The organism is Bifidobacterium sp. SKU (assembly GCF_026016405.1).
GTDB lineage: Bacteria > Actinomycetota > Actinomycetes > Actinomycetales > Bifidobacteriaceae > Bifidobacterium > Bifidobacterium bifidum.
In genome coordinates this window covers 78,361-94,570 of the sequence record NZ_CP092890.1, presented here as the reverse complement: position 1 = coordinate 94,570, position 16,210 = coordinate 78,361, and the positions used below count along the sequence as shown (strand labels likewise).

At 53.9% G+C, this 16,210-nt stretch carries 13 protein-coding genes; 6 read left to right on the top strand and 7 right to left on the bottom strand.

The features are described from left to right. Positions 1–31 precede the first annotated feature (31 nt). The 4 genes from istA to MMB49_RS00375 all read left to right on the top strand — a co-directional run bounded on the left by istA (position 32) and on the right by MMB49_RS00375 (position 4,906). Entirely contained in the window at positions 32–1,531 is a 1,500-nt protein-coding gene (gene istA / locus MMB49_RS00390; RefSeq protein WP_047271245.1) for an IS21 family transposase, read from the top strand. Continuing rightward, complete coding sequence (gene istB / locus MMB49_RS00385) at positions 1,528–2,307, top strand: IS21-like element helper ATPase IstB (RefSeq protein ID WP_015439062.1); 780 nt, start codon at positions 1,528–1,530, stop codon at positions 2,305–2,307. Before istA ends, istB begins: the two co-directional genes overlap by 4 nt. 508 nt (positions 2,308–2,815) lie before the next feature. Then, on the top strand, positions 2,816–3,478 hold the full coding sequence (locus tag MMB49_RS00380) for a TetR/AcrR family transcriptional regulator (protein WP_047271933.1): 663 nt from the start codon (positions 2,816–2,818) through the stop codon (positions 3,476–3,478). 156 nt (positions 3,479–3,634) lie between these two features. Next, the gene (locus MMB49_RS00375; RefSeq protein WP_047271241.1) at positions 3,635–4,906 is read left to right on the top strand and encodes an MFS transporter; all 1,272 of its coding nucleotides are present in this window, start codon (positions 3,635–3,637) and stop codon (positions 4,904–4,906) included. Positions 4,907–5,244: 338 nt separating this feature from the next. On the opposite strand, the gene rfbB is transcribed toward MMB49_RS00375, so the two are convergent. Beyond that, positions 5,245–6,294, bottom strand: coding sequence for a dTDP-glucose 4,6-dehydratase (gene rfbB, locus MMB49_RS00370; protein WP_082247911.1), 1,050 nt, complete (start codon positions 6,292–6,294; stop codon positions 5,245–5,247). A gap of 137 nt (positions 6,295–6,431) precedes the next feature. Here rfbB and MMB49_RS00365 point away from each other — a divergent pair, with 137 nt between their 5' ends. Next, entirely contained in the window at positions 6,432–8,186 is a 1,755-nt protein-coding gene (locus MMB49_RS00365; RefSeq protein WP_047271237.1) for a hypothetical protein, read from the top strand. A 3-nt stretch (positions 8,187–8,189) separates the two neighbouring features. Continuing rightward, positions 8,190–8,825, top strand: coding sequence for an NUDIX hydrolase (locus MMB49_RS00360; protein WP_082247910.1), 636 nt, complete (start codon positions 8,190–8,192; stop codon positions 8,823–8,825). Positions 8,826–8,883: 58 nt separating this feature from the next. On the opposite strand, the gene glf is transcribed toward MMB49_RS00360, so the two are convergent. The 6 genes from glf to MMB49_RS00330 all read right to left on the bottom strand — a co-directional run bounded on the left by glf (position 8,884) and on the right by MMB49_RS00330 (position 16,205). Next, positions 8,884–10,062, bottom strand: a complete 1,179-nt coding sequence (gene glf, locus MMB49_RS00355) for a UDP-galactopyranose mutase (RefSeq protein ID WP_047271235.1) — start codon at positions 10,060–10,062, stop codon at positions 8,884–8,886. Positions 10,063–10,154: 92 nt separating this feature from the next. Next, a complete protein-coding gene (locus MMB49_RS00350; RefSeq protein ID WP_047271234.1) occupies positions 10,155–12,152 on the bottom strand; it encodes a glycosyltransferase in 1,998 nt (665 codons plus the stop codon). Between the two features lie 62 nt (positions 12,153–12,214). Next, complete coding sequence (locus tag MMB49_RS00345; protein WP_047297697.1) at positions 12,215–13,474, bottom strand: ABC transporter ATP-binding protein; 1,260 nt, start codon at positions 13,472–13,474, stop codon at positions 12,215–12,217. Beyond that, on the bottom strand, positions 13,474–14,310 hold the full coding sequence (locus MMB49_RS00340) for an ABC transporter permease (protein ID WP_047271230.1): 837 nt from the start codon (positions 14,308–14,310) through the stop codon (positions 13,474–13,476). The genes MMB49_RS00345 and MMB49_RS00340 overlap by 1 nt, the downstream gene beginning before the upstream one ends. Positions 14,311–14,378: 68 nt before the next feature. Next, positions 14,379–15,446, bottom strand: a complete 1,068-nt coding sequence (locus MMB49_RS00335; protein WP_082247909.1) for an NAD-dependent epimerase/dehydratase family protein — start codon at positions 15,444–15,446, stop codon at positions 14,379–14,381. Between the two features lie 15 nt (positions 15,447–15,461). Continuing rightward, the gene (locus MMB49_RS00330; RefSeq protein ID WP_082247908.1) at positions 15,462–16,205 is read right to left on the bottom strand and encodes an IspD/TarI family cytidylyltransferase; all 744 of its coding nucleotides are present in this window, start codon (positions 16,203–16,205) and stop codon (positions 15,462–15,464) included. Positions 16,206–16,210: the final 5 nt, after the last annotated feature.

Here is a 16,210-nt window from a genome sequence, read left to right as displayed (position 1 = left end):
AACCATTGACGGTTCTCGGGAAAGGAAAGGAATGACCATACCGGTGTCGGTTCAACAACGTATCAGGCTCCTTGACCAGCAGGGAACGCCATGGCGAGCCATCGCCCGTGATTTGAACGTGTCCAGGGACACGGTCAGGAAATACGCCTTGATGGAGGATTGCTCGCCCAAACCCAAACCATCGACCACGCGGCCGAGGAAACTCGACGGGTTCACGCCCGTGATCGACGAGTGGTTGCAAGCGGACCGGTTCATGCCCCGCAAGCAGCGCCATACCGCCAAACGCGTGTACGACAGACTCGTCACGGAGAAAGGGTTCACCGGCTCGTATTCCGCGGTGCAGCGTTACGTGAAGCAATGGCGTCAAGAACATCGTCCCGCCTGTGACGGGTTCATGGAGCTGGAATGGCGGCCCGGGGTCATGCAGGTCGATTTCGGCGAGGCCGTGGTGGTGCTGGCGGGCGTGAAAACCAAGGTGCATTGCCTGGTGGCGTCGTTTCCGTATTCGAACAAGCGTTACGTGGTCGCGTTGCCTGGCGAGAACGCGCAATGCGTGTGCGAGGGATTGGTCGAGATCTTCGAGCATATCGGCCTGGTTCCGATGGTGTTGGTGATGGATAACGCCACAGGGGCCGCGCACCGGACCGCTTGGGACAAGATCACGATCGTCGGGCTCTTCCAGTTGTTCCTGGAGCATTACCGGATCGAGGCCAGGTTCTGCAATCCCAGGAGCGGTTGGGAGAAAGGCAGCGTGGAGAACGCGGTCGGGTTCCTGCGCCGCAACCTCATGGTCCCGTTGTTGAACGTCGAGTCCTATGCGCAGTTAAGCAAGCATCTGCTGTCGCGGTGTGACGAACTCGGCAACGACAAGCATTACCGGGCTGATGAAAGCGTGAACGACTTGTTCGAAGAGGACCGGGCGGGCATGCGGCCATTGCCGCGCGTGCGCTTCGACGCGGTCGATTGGCAGGAACGGCGCGCCGACAAGGAAGGTGTCATACAGGTCGGTTCGTATCGTTACCTCGCGGGCCCGGCCTGGCGTAGCTGGCCGCTATTGGTGGGATTGCGCGCGTTCGACGTGGAGATCCGTACCCGCGACGGCCGCAAGGTGGCCTCGCTGCCCAGGGCTTATGGCGAGCAGGCCGGTACGGTGCGTAGCCCGTCGTCGCTGCTGCCGGCATTGGCGCGCAAGCCACGCGCGTGGGGCGAATCACCCGTGCGCGGTGATTTTCCCGAGGGCCTGAGAACCCTGATCGACGCGCAGGACTCCGCCCGGCGCAAGGCCACGTTCCGCTTGTTGGAGCGCGTGGGTGCCGCTTGCGGTTTCGACGTGGCCTGCAAAGCCGCGGAACACATCATCGGCCAGGGCAGACCGATCGACGAGGCAGCCCTGAGCATCATGGCCAGACGGATAGCGTCCGGCGAGGCGCCGGCCGATGTTCCCGCGCCCGACCTGAGCGTGTACGACGACTTCATGAAAACAGGCGATGGCGATACGCTCAAGGAGCGGGAAGGAGGGAAGGACCGATGAGCCGGATCCAGAACCCCGCGCCGGACGCCACCCGACGCCGCGCGTCCACGAACAGGAAAATGGAAACGATCATGCGATTGGCGCGCCGACTGCCGTTGACCAGGCAAGTGCTCGCCGACCAGCTCGAAACCGCGACCCCGTCGCAAATGGAGTTCATGGACCAATGGATGAACGCGGAGATCGAGTCCAGGGAACGATCGAAACGATCCCGGCTGCTCAAGCAGGCCGGTTTCCCGGCCGTCAAGACATTGGACGGCTATGACTGGGAGAACATTCGTTTTCCGGTGGATTGGGGCAGGCGGTCGCTTGAATCATTGGAGTTCGCGAGCCGTCCGGAGGATGTGGTCATGTTCGGACCTCCCGGCACGGGCAAAACCCATCTGGCGATGGCGTTGGGAAGGAAGGCCTGCCTGGAAGGCATGACGGTACGGTTCTTCACCGCCGCTGGCCTGGTCATGCGCTTGTTGCACGCCAGCACGGAAGGCAAACTCGACAGGGAAATCGCGTCCATCGGCAAGGCCCGCCTGTTGATCATCGACGAGTTGGGCTACGTGCCGATCGACGAGGAAGGCAGCCGGTTGTTGTTCCAGGTCATCACCAACGCGTACGAGATGCAATCCATCGTTTACACCACGAACATCGAGTTCAGCGGGTGGGGCCGGGTGTTCGGGGATCCGAACATGGCCGCGGCGATCATCGACCGGACCGTGCATCACGGCAGGATGCTCAGGTTCGAGGGCGAGTCCTATCGCAGGACTCATGCTCTTATGCAATGAAACAATAAAACACGAGCAATGACAGGCCAGTTCCGAACTGGACTAAAACCTACCGCTTTTTCGGAAGGAAAACTCACGCCACACTGGCCTATAACAACTTGACAAAACACATCCGTGTTCGGGAGAGCACCCTAAGCGTGTCCACGCGTGGTCTCGGAGCCGTTGTGATCGTTGCCCTCCGAGGTCTCCCAAAGGGCACACTATCCGCACACTATCGGTGTCACAAACGGCCCGATACGTGGCAGAAACCGCCATTTTCTCCGCATTCAAAAACGGCGCGATTCCAACGTTCCGCATCCGGAAACCGTTGGAATCACGCCGTTTTCGCCATGCTCAACAAGCTCAGTGGCTTATATTGAACTTGAACTCGGCGTCTTACCGGCCTTCTTCGTCCTGCCTTGCCGCGGATATTCAATCGCATCGCAGGGGTGTCTTCCTCGATTATTTGACAGACCGACCGACGGTCTGTATGCTTGACGGGGACATGAACGAAAGGCAGGCCATCCGCATGGCGCACGATATGCATTCCGGAGACACCGAACGACGAATCCTCGATTCCGCCCGCAGGCTCTTCGCTGAAAAGGGCTACGAGAAGACGTCCATCCAGGACATCCTGAACGACCTGGGACTGTCCAAGGGCGGGCTCTACCACCACTTCAAATCGAAGGAGGCGATTCTCGACCGGCTGAACGCCGACGAGTGGGCCGCAACCGCGCGTCTTCTCGACAAACTCATCGAGCGCAAGGACATGAGTGCGCTTGAGAAGCTGCGCGCGCTCATCGTTTCCGCTGTGGACACCCCCGATCATCTGGACCTGGTCCGTTCCCAGCTGGCGCTGCTCAAGGATCCTGCGTTCTTTACGGCGAACATGCGCGTCTGGTCGACGAGACTGCCGGAGTCCTTCCGCTCGCTCATCGATATGGGCGTGCAGGACGGCTCCATTCCCACGGCATACCCCGAGGAGGCGGCGCAACTGCTCTCGCTCCTCGGCAACTACTGGCTCATGCCCTGCTTCTACCCCGCCGATCGTGCCGGCATGGAACACCGCATCCGCTGCCTCGCCACGATGCTCGACGCCATCGGCGTGCCAGTGTTCGACGAGACGCTCATCCTGCGGATGACCGAAGGGCTCACGGCCCTGACGCCGGAAGAGGATACAGCGTCCGCATAGGAGACGCACCCGGGTGCGCCGCATCTTGCACATCCTGACGTCACAGATGTCGAAGCGCTTCCGCGCCTTTTCCCTTGGGCGTATTGTTATCACCATAACAGACCGACGGTCGGTTTGTATAAATGGCCGTGGCCAATCACAAGAAAGGAATCCACGATGACGAACGCATACGAATGCACGACCCAACCACAAAGAAGCCAAGCCGCTGCTCCTCTTCGCACACGCGACTTCCGCCTGCTCGTCGCGGGTCTCGGCATATCGCTCTTCGCCAACCTTATGCTGCGGTTTGCCATGTCCATGTGGGTGCTTGACGAGACCGGCTCGGCGGCGGCGTTCGCCTCCATTCTTACTGCAAGCATCCTGCCCACGATTCTGCTCTCGCCCCTTGGCGGCGTGATGGCGGATCGTACGAACCGTCGGACCGTCATGGTGGCGCTTGACGCGCTTTCCGCCGTGACGGTGCTCGTCTGCGCGGCGATCTTTTCGGCCGCCGGTTTCAATCTGGCGGCGATAGCCGTGATGCAGGTGGTGCTCGCCGTGCTTGACGCGATGGAGACGCCTACGGTGCAGGCGGCGCTGCCGCAGATGTTCCGCTCCCATGGCGAGGATGTGATGCGTCGCGCGATGGCCGTGGTGAACGTAGTGAACCAGACGAGCACGCTCGTTCCCGCCGTGCTCGGCGGCGTGCTGTACGCGGCGGTTGGTGCGATGCCCATGATGGGAATCACGATCGTGGGGTTCGGTGCGGCCGCCGTCGTGGAGTGTTTCATCCGGCTCGGCGCTCCCGACCGCGGCGACGCCGGCCGCGTCACCGCGGTCGACGACCTGCGCGCGGCCGGACGTTTCCTCACCCGCGAACATCCTCATGTGCTGCATCTGGTGTTGATCTGCGCCGCGCTCAACTTCCTGGTGACGGGGTATGCGGAGGTCGGCTTCCCTTACATGGTGCGGACCGTACTGGGGTTCGGCTCCACGGCGTACGGCCTTGCATATGGTCTCGTGGGAGCATCCGGACTGCTCGGCGCGCTCGTCGGTGGGCGGGTCGCGAGGTCGCTGTCCATGCGGCGATTCCCGATGGCGATCGCCGCCTTCTCGCTCACCATCCTGCCCCAAGCGCTCGCCATGACGATTCCCGCAGGTGGAGTGATGCGACTCGCGGTGCTCACGGCGAGCACCTGCGGAGCCATGATCGTCATCACCCTCGCGAACCTCATCGCCGTGCCGGCGATCCAGATGGGCTGCCCCGAGAACATGACCGGCAAGGTAATGTCGCTCACGCTCTCCGCGAGCATGTGCGCCCAGCCCCTCGGACAGATCGCATACGGCTGGGCGTACAGCGTCTACCCGGCGGGCGCGGTCCTGGCGGTGACGTTCGTCCTGGCCACCGCGATGCTGCCGCCAGCCGCGCACGTAACGCGGCGGTTCTAGGACGGGATTCCATCACCTTCGCTCTGGACAGCTGAGACATCAAAGCCATGTGTGGATATGCAAACGGCCGCCATCAATCATGGTGATGTTGGCCGTTCACGTCACCCCGTTAAATATACTTTCGCACCGTATTTGGCTTATATACGGCAGATTCGGGAAACTTGGATTCACAGCTGGGTCATTAGGCCAGAACGTACATCCGGCTCTCGCAGCCATTTCCTGACGAAGCCGACTACTTGCAGCACGCTATTTCCCAATCGCCACTTACCGAACCTAATTGCCAGGCTGCGCCGCATCCACCATGACGCACCATCGCAAACACTCCCGTCCGACGCGCTTTACTGGCCTTGTGCACGGTAGCGGGCTTCGGTGGCGGCTTTGGCGGGCTCCCACCAGGCGCGGTTGGCAGCATACCAAGCGATGGTCGCTTGCAAACCGGCTTCGAAATCGGTGTGCACAGGCTTCCAGCCGAGTTCGGTACGCAGCTTGCTGGAGTCGATCGCATAGCGTCGATCATGTCCGGGACGGTCACGCACCCAGTCGAACGCATCCTCGGCACACCCCATAAGTCGCAGAATCATACGCATCACGGCAATATTGCTCATTTCGCCATCTGCGCCGATCAGATATGTTTCACCGATCCGCCCGCGCGTAAGAATCTCCCACACCGCAGAAGAGTGGTCTTCCGTATGGATCCAGTCACGCACGTTCTCGCCTGTGCCATATAGTTTCGGTCGCACGCCCTCCATGATGGAAGTGATCTGCCGCGGAATAAATTTTTCCACATGCTGGTACGGCCCGTAATTGTTGGAACAGTTGGAGATCGTGGCACGAAGCCCGTACGTGCGAACCCATGCGCGCACCAGCTGGTCGGACGCCGCTTTCGACGCACTGTATGGGCTTGACGGCTTATACGGCGTACTTTCGGTGAATTTGCATGGATCGTCGAGCGCGAGGTCGCCGTACACTTCGTCGGTGCTGATGTGGTGGAATCGCACGTCATACTTGCGGGCGGCTTCAAGCAGATGGAACGTGCCTTCCACGTTTGTTGTGATGAAGGGTTCAGGATTGGCGATGGAATTGTCGTTGTGCGATTCGGCTGCGAAATGCACGATCGCGTCATGACCAGGCACGATACGTTCCAGTAATGCAACATCGCAAATATCGCCTTGCACGAGTTCGACTTGCGATTGCGGAAGACCGGCGATATTCTGCGGATTTCCGGCATAGGTCAGTTTGTCGAGCACGGTTATGCGCACGTCAGGATGGTTACGTGCCACATAGCGCACGAGATTGGCTCCGATAAACCCACATCCGCCGGTCACGATGATGTTGCGCGGCTTGAAAATATCACTACTCACGATTTCAGGGTACCGGCAGGGTTGCATAGTTAAACAGCATTATGATTACGCACCGATATTCTTCCGTGTTCGTTCACTGATTCGAACGCCGAAGGCACTCATCTACCAAACACGTCGGTACAATCGAAATTGTGAGCTTTTTATCTCAGAAAGAACCAGTCATCATGGACCAGCGCCCTTATGCCACCATGGTGACGAACTTCGATTCAACGGAACAGAAACGCAGCTGGGAACGGCTTCTCCAGAAAGCCCAAAGCCAGGAAGATGAACAGTCATCAGCTCAAAACATCTCCAGTGCCACGCTTCCATCTATCGAAGAGCTATGGCTCAAGAACAGCAATACACGAACCTGTGAAAGCCTACTTAACGCCCACACTTCGTTCGCCACGTATTTCGCCGGCATAATTCGCACCGCATATCTGTATTGCCCGCAGATCATGCTGTCTGACGCAGAGGTTTGCGACGGCCTCTTCTTCCTCTCTCTCGGTCCCAATACCGTCAATTCGCTGCTTGGAAAATCATATAAAGATGGCCCGTCCATCATTATCTCTGGCCGATGTGATTCGTTTGAGGAATGCCTGTTCAATTTCACGCTCAGCACAGTTGGGGCTGTTCAAGCGAAGGCTCAGAAGGCGGCAAAACGAGACGATTATTTACATAATGCAATTGAAAGATGTCCCGCAATGCCTGACCAATACACTATTCGTCCGTTGGAGTATTGCGCGCTAGGTTGCACAATCAGTTATACTGACGCGCTTTCGCAGCCCGCGGAGTTTTACCAAAAACTTACCGAGAAAATCAACCTTTGGAAGCAACAACAAATCGGAAACTTACCTGAAATTATCTCTTTTGCTTTTTCTTCTTTTTTCGAAAAGCCCGAAGATACTTACGCTTATCTTGCCCAACGGTGGCGGGACTGGCTGAATGCGGTTGCCTGTGGATTGGTGTTATACGAGAATCAGAATGCTGAAGACGTGCGTAACCGTATCAACAAGGGACGTGAAGAACAGATTAAAAACATGGACTTCGATAAGCTGTTTGCGAGATACTCTCGTCAGAACAACCTGATTTTGGAAACGCACCTGAAAACCAAGAAACCTTTTGGGACAAAAACATCAGATGCGCTCGAAACACTTCATCAAGTTGCTGAGATGCCGCAACGTTCAGAAGCTTTTGCCTATATCGATAAGAAATATCCAGACAAGTTAGGCATAGTCGAAGCTCACACAGGAAAAACACCAACTGAAAAGATTCCCGACGGCACGGACGGTACGGATAGTACGCCGAATCAGTTGCTGAAATCTTGGTATCAGTTCGTTTATCAGCGGACTCTTGCCACTCATCTTGGTGCATGTCTTATCGCTGTCGCAGCCACGCCAAATGCATATGAGCAGATTGCCGGTAGGAGTATGGCAGATTTCATTGAAGAGGAAGCTGGTATATTCCGCAAAATGGTACGTTCTTTCAAACATCTCACCACTGCAAATCCTTCATCTTCCCTCACTTTGTCTGGATCCATAACGAAAATTCTGGGTGGCATGCCATATCATGTTTTCTCTTGCTTCTGCTACGAGGCGCGCACGACCATTGATAATTGGAGGAACTGTTCTCCTACAACTCCGCTAAGAACGCAGAAGCTGCACACCAGGAACACCGCTTATCTTATTCAGAAGGCAAGCGAGGAAGTCAGCCTTCTTGACGACGCCAAGGGTATGCGGAACAAGACAGCACTTACATTTGTGCTTGCTCTTATTTCGGTGTTTTGCGATCAAATTTGGTTTAACGATGGCACAGTCCCACTTTGGCTGGTTGTTATTGTTACTTGGTTTGTTTCTGTGGTGCCCGATTTTGGAGAGTTGTTCGCCTGGATCAGAGGTGTGCATTCGAGCGCCAAGACTGTTGTGTTTATGGGGGATTGATACATGGCTACTGATTCGATCCAACACGTTGTTCCTGTAGAAGATGGAATTCCTCCACTTGATATTCAGTCTGAAACTGAAGTGTTCCGCGAGCAGGGTGGGGCAGGTTTCACTGTAACTAAAAATATTGCGATTGTACGTTCAACTGGAGAGCACCTGCAATTTCATGTCGCTTCGGTTCGAGACGGTAAGACGGGTGCTGTTTGCGTTGCAGAGCAGATTTTGCCAGATGGAACATCCGCTTTCCTTCTTGCACGCCACTGGAGGGTGTCTACCAGACAATGGGCTTGGGAGTTTCCACGAGGCATGGGTGCTGATGATGAGGATTCTCGAGATACTGCTATCCGTGAGTTATCTGAGGAAGCAGGAATCACGGTTTCACGGGATCAGGTTAAGATTCTGCAGCATATTCATGCCGACACAGGCGTTCTTCGTGATGATATTGCCGTTGCGAGGGTCTTGCTTTCGGAAGAAGATTCGCAAGCTTGCAATCCTACCGACTGGGAACTTTCGAATTCACGCTATATTCCTGCCAGCACCGTGTGCCAGATGATTGCAGGTGGAGAAATCACTGATGGAATTACACTTGCTGCCTGGTCCGTGTACTGCGCTCATTTTCTGTTTGGCACAAACGCATGAAGGATTCCTGACATAAGGTGGTGCTAGAGATCCTTCATGCGTGGAAAGCGGGTGCGGCCTACTTCTTGAGGAGTGGTTCGACCTGTTCCTCGTACGCGGTCAACGCGGTGTCGATCACCTGATGCATGTCGTAGTACTTGTACGTGCCCAGACGGCCGCCGAACACCGTGAGCGGTTCGGCCTTCGCGAGCTCCTCGTACCTTGCGTACAGCGCCTTGTCGGCCTCCGTGTTGATCGGATAGTACGGTTCGTCGCCGCGCTCCGCGAAACGGCTGTACTCCTCCCACACCACCGTTTTGTCCGGGTTCTGCGAGTCCCTGCGCTCCGGGTTGAAGTTCTTGAACTCGATCGCGCGCGTGTACGGCACGTCCGCGTCGGAGAAGTTCATCACCGGGCATCCGAAATGGTCGCCCTCGTCGTAGCGCACCTCCTTGAAGTCGACCGTGCGCCACTTGAGCTCGCCCAGCGAATAGTCGAAGTAGCGGTCCACCGGGCCCGTGTACACCACCGGCACGCCCGCCGCGGCCAGCGCGGCCTTGTTGAACGGCTGGGAACCGTCGAAGAAGTCGGTCTTCAGGGTCACGTGGATGCGCGGGTCGTCGATCATGCGCTCCATCCAGGCGGTGTAGCCGTCCGTGGGCAGGCCCTCCCACGTGTCGCGGAAGTAGCGGTTGTCGTAGTTGAAGCGCACCGGCAGACGGCTGATGATGCCCGCCGGCAGGTCCTTCGGATCGGTCTGCCACTGCTTGCCCGTGTAGTTCTTGATGAACGCCTCGTACAGCGGACGGCCGATCAGCGAAATGCCCTTGTCGTTGAGGTTCTGCGGATCCGTGCCCGCCAGCTCGCCGGCCTGCCCGTCGATCAGGGCCTTCGCCTCGGCCGGCGTGTAACGCGCGTGGAAGAACTGGTTGATGGTCCCGAGGTTGATCGGCAGGGGGTACACCTCGCCGTCGTGCGTGGCGTACACGCGGTGCACGTAGCCGGTGAACGAGGTGAACCTGTTCACGTACTCCCACACGCGCCTGTTGGACGTGTGGAACAGGTGGGCGCCGTACTTGTGGATCTCCGCGCCGGTCTCCTCGTCCATGTAGCTGTACGCGTTGCCGCCGATATGGTCGCGCACGTCGATGATCTCCACCCTGACGCCCAAACGCTCGACGGCCTGCTGGGCCACGGTCAGGCCGAACAGGCCCGCGCCCACGACCACCAGATCGGGATACTCCACCGCATCAGTCATAAGAAAACAACCTTCCAAACAGTAATCACACAAAAACAATGTGCATTCACACGATCATATTACCCGCATACGGGCATGTGAGCCAGAAGAACTTACTTGTCTCCGAAGATATGCGCCCAAGTCTCCATGGAAGTAATCCCATAGGACTGGTATTGGGCAGCCAAACGCTTCCAATTCTTTTCAATCCGGCGAGTAAGTCGATAACCTTCCATCATGCTCTTACGGAAACGTTTGTTGTCTCGCTTTAGCCATGCCACACCATTACCGTCTGGCGTGGTCACCAATGCTGAATTGACATGGTCGAAAGCAAGCCAAGTCCAAGCGACATCCCGTGCCGGGATGGATGTATCAGGCCGAACGGCTTTATCTGGATTGGCGTTTTTGATGAAGCTCTTGGCAATCAAACCGACCGCGGCCTTATACCGGCTCTTCATGGTCGAAGGATGGTTCTTCGGCGGCGCGGTCTCACCCGCAGGCTCCGGGAACGCTTCAAAACTGTCCCGAGCCTGAGCATCAGGATATTTCGCACGCACTTCACGAACTTCTCCAAGCTTCGTTGGCAAACAATCCACGAGATACTGAGGACCACGAAGAATATCCCGCAACGCCATATGATGCAATGCCATGGCCGAATACACGAAACGAAGTCCCAAGCTGGCATCGCCATACATGGTCTCCACCAACATGTGAGGCGGCCTATCCGGATACGTCAACAATGCCGCGAGCCAACGGTTACGCTCAGTAAAGTATTCCTCCCACGAACGTGCTGGATCCTTGTCGTGCCATGCCTGATGCCATACGGCAACGCCCGGCAGACAAACCGTCGGGAAACCGGCTTTCTTGGCGCGCAATCCATATTCGATGTCGTCGAACTTGATGAACACCGGCATTGAAAGACCGATTTTCTTGACCACAGCAATAGGGATCAGGCACATCCACCAACCATTGAAGTCTTCATCGATGCGCTGATGACGATCCGGAGAATCACGAAGAGGCTCCATAGAGAAATCGTGATTGTATCCCATGTTCTTAGATGGGTACATCCACATTCGCTGCGGGTTGATGCGCTCGCCCTGCGTGTACAGCATGGTGCGATTATCCAGATGGAACATGCCGCCACCGACGAGAACCGGTCGAACCGTGTAATCAGAGAACTGAATTGCACGCAGAATGGACTCCGGCTCACTTATGGCATCGTCATCCAGAAGCAGCACGAAATCACTGTTGCCAGCCCTGGCCGTTTCGTACATGCCTCTGGAGAAACCGCCTGAACCACCCAGATTCGCCTGCTGAATATATGTGAGCTGCTTCCCTAAATCGGCAGCTATCTCGGCGAAGCCTTCCTGATCTTTTACCAAGTCACTCCCCTGGTCGGTGCAATACACCGTATCCAGACGTTCGCGCAATGCCGGAGCCCCGGCAATGGCACGCAACTGATTCATGCAATACGAAGCACGATTGAATGTTGTGATGGCGATGGACATGGAAGTGTCACGCTTGGAGGTACGCACGCTTTTGAGAACGGACCACGTGGCATCGGAAATAGTCACTAGACCATTAAGCGATTCCGCATCAAACCAGAAATAGCCACCATCCATAAGACCAGTCATCGGCACATCCACGCATATGGAAGTAACGGCATCCGCAGCTTCCACGATTCGTTCTGCGACTGGATAAATCAGACCTCGGCCCGTTGACCGGAAGACATTGATTTTTGCTTTTCCCAAAACGGAGACAGTGAGACGTACCGTTTTCACGGCAGTCCAACGCCTCCAATACGACGCAGGGAACGCGTTGAAAAATGTGCACCCTGACATGTGACCACGATTCTTCAACGTCAACGACATGCGCCCTGTGATTTCAAACGAATCGCATGTGACGCCAGCGGATGTTCCGGCATTACGCAACATGCGCTGCAATGTGGATTGGTTCATGGAGCCAAATTCCAAACGACGCATGTCTATGCGCGAATCCAACGTGGTCTCCGCCACATGCGGACGGGTCCAGTCAATCGCGTACAGAGGGAGAGTCTGCTCGGCATCCTTGACCGGATACACGACACGCATAACCGTTTCCCAAGTATCACTCATCTTTCCGCTCCTTCTTGAATGCTCAATCCGCCCATCACGGTGCAATTCCACGCATGCAGAAACTAGCCAATCTGCTTAATCGTAAGCGCACGGTCGCTCAATAGCGCATATTCACGGTTCCTGTCATCACGAATCACGAAACTGCAAGCATTATCGTCAAGCGCAACGCCAACCGCATCGGTCGCATTGAGATTGTTCGGACTTGGCGTACGAAGCGATGTAATCAGACGAAATTCTCCATTATTAAACAAATTGAGCGGCATCTCGAAATGCACAGTCTGATGACCATGTTTGTCCATCTTCAGCACCTTTGAGCCGGTGTCATAAGTGATTCCGCCACGACGGATATCATGCAATGCAATAGCAAGATAGAAATCCCCTGGCTCATCATACTGATATTCCACGTCGAACTTAAAAGTATCCGCGCTGGTACACACTTTAGGAGAAACCGCAATGGTTTTCAGCAATGGGCACCGTTCATTCAAACCATTTGGATAGCCGCCACGTTTCTCTTGACGTTTTCGTTCAGCCTTTTCCTCAGCTTCAAGATTGGCCAAGGTATACTGTTGCGATACAGTTTCCGGATCACCGATAGCTTCCACTTTGCCATCGGCAATCATCATTGCTCTTGAACAATATTTCTTAACGGAATTCATATCGTGAGTAACGAGAATGACTGTTTTGGTCGGATCTTTCTTGATTTCCGTAAAAAAATCGTCGCATTTGCGTTGGAATGCCTCATCGCCAACAGCAAGGACCTCATCAAGGACCAATATGTCTCCCTGTGCCTTAATCGCCACAGAAAAAGCAAGGCGGACCTGCATACCGGAAGAATAATTCTTCAGTTTCTGATCCATGAACTCTTCGAGTTCAGCGAATTCAACGATGTCGTCGTACATCGCATCGACTTCTTCATGCGTGAATCCCAGAAGAGAGCCATTTAGATACACATTCTCGCGACCAGTGAGTTCAGGATTGAATCCCACTCCCAGTTCGATAAAAGGAACCAGTTTGCCAGAAACAGTGATAGAACCATTTTCCGGATAGTAAATCTGCGAAATAAGTTTCAGCAAGGTGGATTTGCCTCCACCGTTCCGGCCGACGATGCCGAAGAACTCACCTTGATGAACCTCAAAACTGATGTCTTTGAGAACTTCCCGCTTCTTATACCCCTTGATGCCTCTGGCCCAATTGATAAAAGCCTGCTTAAGACCGGTAGCCTGCTCCGTCGGCAACTTAAAGCACTTGGAAACATGGCTCGCAGACAGAACTACCGGATTCTTAGAGTAATCAACCTTTTTGATGGTTTTTTCTTCAGACATTACATAACCTCCGCGAATTTGCGGCTATTACGACGAAATAGCGTTATGCCAAGCCACAGCAAGACAACGGTCAGAATAAGGGGAAGCAAACGAACACCCCAATTGTTGAATTGATTCCAAATAGTCGGCTGGGTGTCAGGAGCGATGAAATTATGACGAATGTCCTGGATTGCCTGCGCGAACGGATTGATGAGTTCCAGCCTGGCAATATCAGCCAACAATCCACCGCGATTGGTGACATATGTCAATGGGTAAATAATCGGCATACCATAGAAGATCAACTGCTGAAGGACATCCCAGATATGGGCAATATCACGGAAGTACACGTACATCGTTGCCATAAGTAATGTGATGGCAAGCGTCACCGCATAAAGCTCAATAATGCTTAAAGGAAGCAGCACAACTCTCCAAGTGAAATGAACCCTCGCGATAAGAGCAAAAATCAGCACGACGATAAGATTGATGGCGTAACTAATCAGCGCACCAACTGTCGCCGAAACCACCACTATGTAGTTAGGGAAATGAATCTTGCGAAGCAAATCGCCTCGGTCGACCACGGATCGCAATCCAACGTTCGTCGATTCGGTAACAAACTGCCACGAGCTGATTCCCAGCAGCAGAACGACCGGATATGTAGACGTACCATCCGACATCCGCAGGAATTTGCCGAATACCACATACATCACGCAGAACATCATCAAAGGCTTAAGGACCGACCATGCGATGCCCAAGAAAGATCCCTGATAACGGAGCTTAAAATCCGTCTTCACCAAACCTTGCAAGACGGTCCATGCGTACCCGTATCTGTCCCGCATACTCTTCACCAACTGTTTCACAAGTTGTATCTTATCAGTGACTGTTCTTCAATTGTCCACAGCTGCCAAATACCTGAAATTCCATTACATCAGGCATCGCGCATGATGCTCAATGTTCGTTCAATACCTTCCCTGATGGAATATCTCATGTTCCATCCCAGAGATTGCAGCTTTCGGCCATCCATAAGCGCTATGGATGCAGTGGAGTACCCTTTCGTCTCCAGTGAATCGGGAAGTTCATATCTTAATCCAACTCCACACTGCGAAGCAATCAAGGAAGCCAAATCCTTCAGCCGGCAGTCCGAAGCAGGTGCCGCGATATTGTAGGCTTCTCCCGTCTCACCTTCAAGCAGACAGTACAATAGCCCAGCAACGGTATCGGCGACATACGCGTATGAAAACAGTTGCTCACCCTTGCTTTTTAGGACAATATCTTCTTTCGAAAGCCCTTTATGAATGAACTGAGAAAGCGCTTTGCTGTCATCTTTATGCAGAGTCGGACCATATGAACGAGCTATGCGAGGAATAACAAAATCGATTCCATATTGCTCGAAATAAGCACGGCAAAGCGACTCCCCCAAACGCTTAGCTTCCGGATAGCCTGCACGAAGTGTATTCGAATCGATATATCCACAGTATTTTTCGTCAAAACGCTCTGTGTCCCCGCGATTCTGTCCGTAAATCTCCACAGACGAAGCGAAAATAAATCTGCTTCCCCTCTGCCCTAACTGAGACTCACGAGAATATTCAAGAAGATTCTGCAAACCAATCACATTGGACGTAATGGTCGAAACAGGTTCAGCAGCATACGCTCGGGGATGTGTTGTACTAGCAAGATGAATGACGATATCTGACGGATAAGATGGATGGGCCCCTGGCTCAGACACATCCATCTGTACAAAACTAAAATGCGACTCATCGAAATAAGGGAATCTGTTCTGAGCTCGACTCTTGTTACGCCCGATTGCAATGATCCTGCAATCAAAATGCGGATCTTCGTTCTTCTTCATCAGGACATCTATCAGGAAAGTACCGATCATTCCTGTTGCACCAGAAATAGCGATGGTTCTACCCGTCAACTTGTCCCAATGAATCGGAAGATTCGCACAATATGCCAGATCTTCTTGATAAAGAGGGGACTTAAAACGGTCAGGCACGATTGACTCCTCGTTTTATTTCAACCAAGTATCCTCGTCAGCAGTGATATAAGCTTTGAATAGCTCCAGATCGCCCTTGGTTGTCAACTTGATATTCTTATCGGATCCTTTAGCGAAGTGCAAGGTCTCTCCAAGATCCACCATCATCGTATTCGTATAGCTGGAGCCATAGATACCAATATGCTCATCAAAAGCCTTACGATATGCAGCAAGCAATTTCCCATATCGATAAGCCTGCGGAGTAGAAACACGACGCAATTGTTCTCTTGGCACATACTGCTTCGTAGTTGATGTGTTTTCTTGGTTAATCACAAAAATCTGCTCGTTATACGGCAATGAAGTCACGGCATTACCATATTTATTGCAAACCGCTATCACATCAGTCAAAACATCAGCATCTATTAATGGACGAATGCCATCATGAATAATGACATTATCCTTCTCACTGATTTTATCGACGAGATGCTCAACACCATTCCTGATGGATTCCTGTACGCTTGAACCACCACGCACAATCCACTTGAGTTTATCGATATTAAATTGCTTAGCGTACGCTTCCACCATGGTTTCCCATCCTTCAATGCACACCACCTCAATGGCATCGATGTCGGAATGTCGCTGGAAACTTTCCAATGTGTAAATCAGAACGGGCTTATCAAATACATTAATGAACTGTTTTGGTATGTCCTGTCCCATCCTAGTGCCAGATCCACCCGCAACCACAATTGCAACGTTCTTAATGGATTTTACTTGGTCCATCCTAT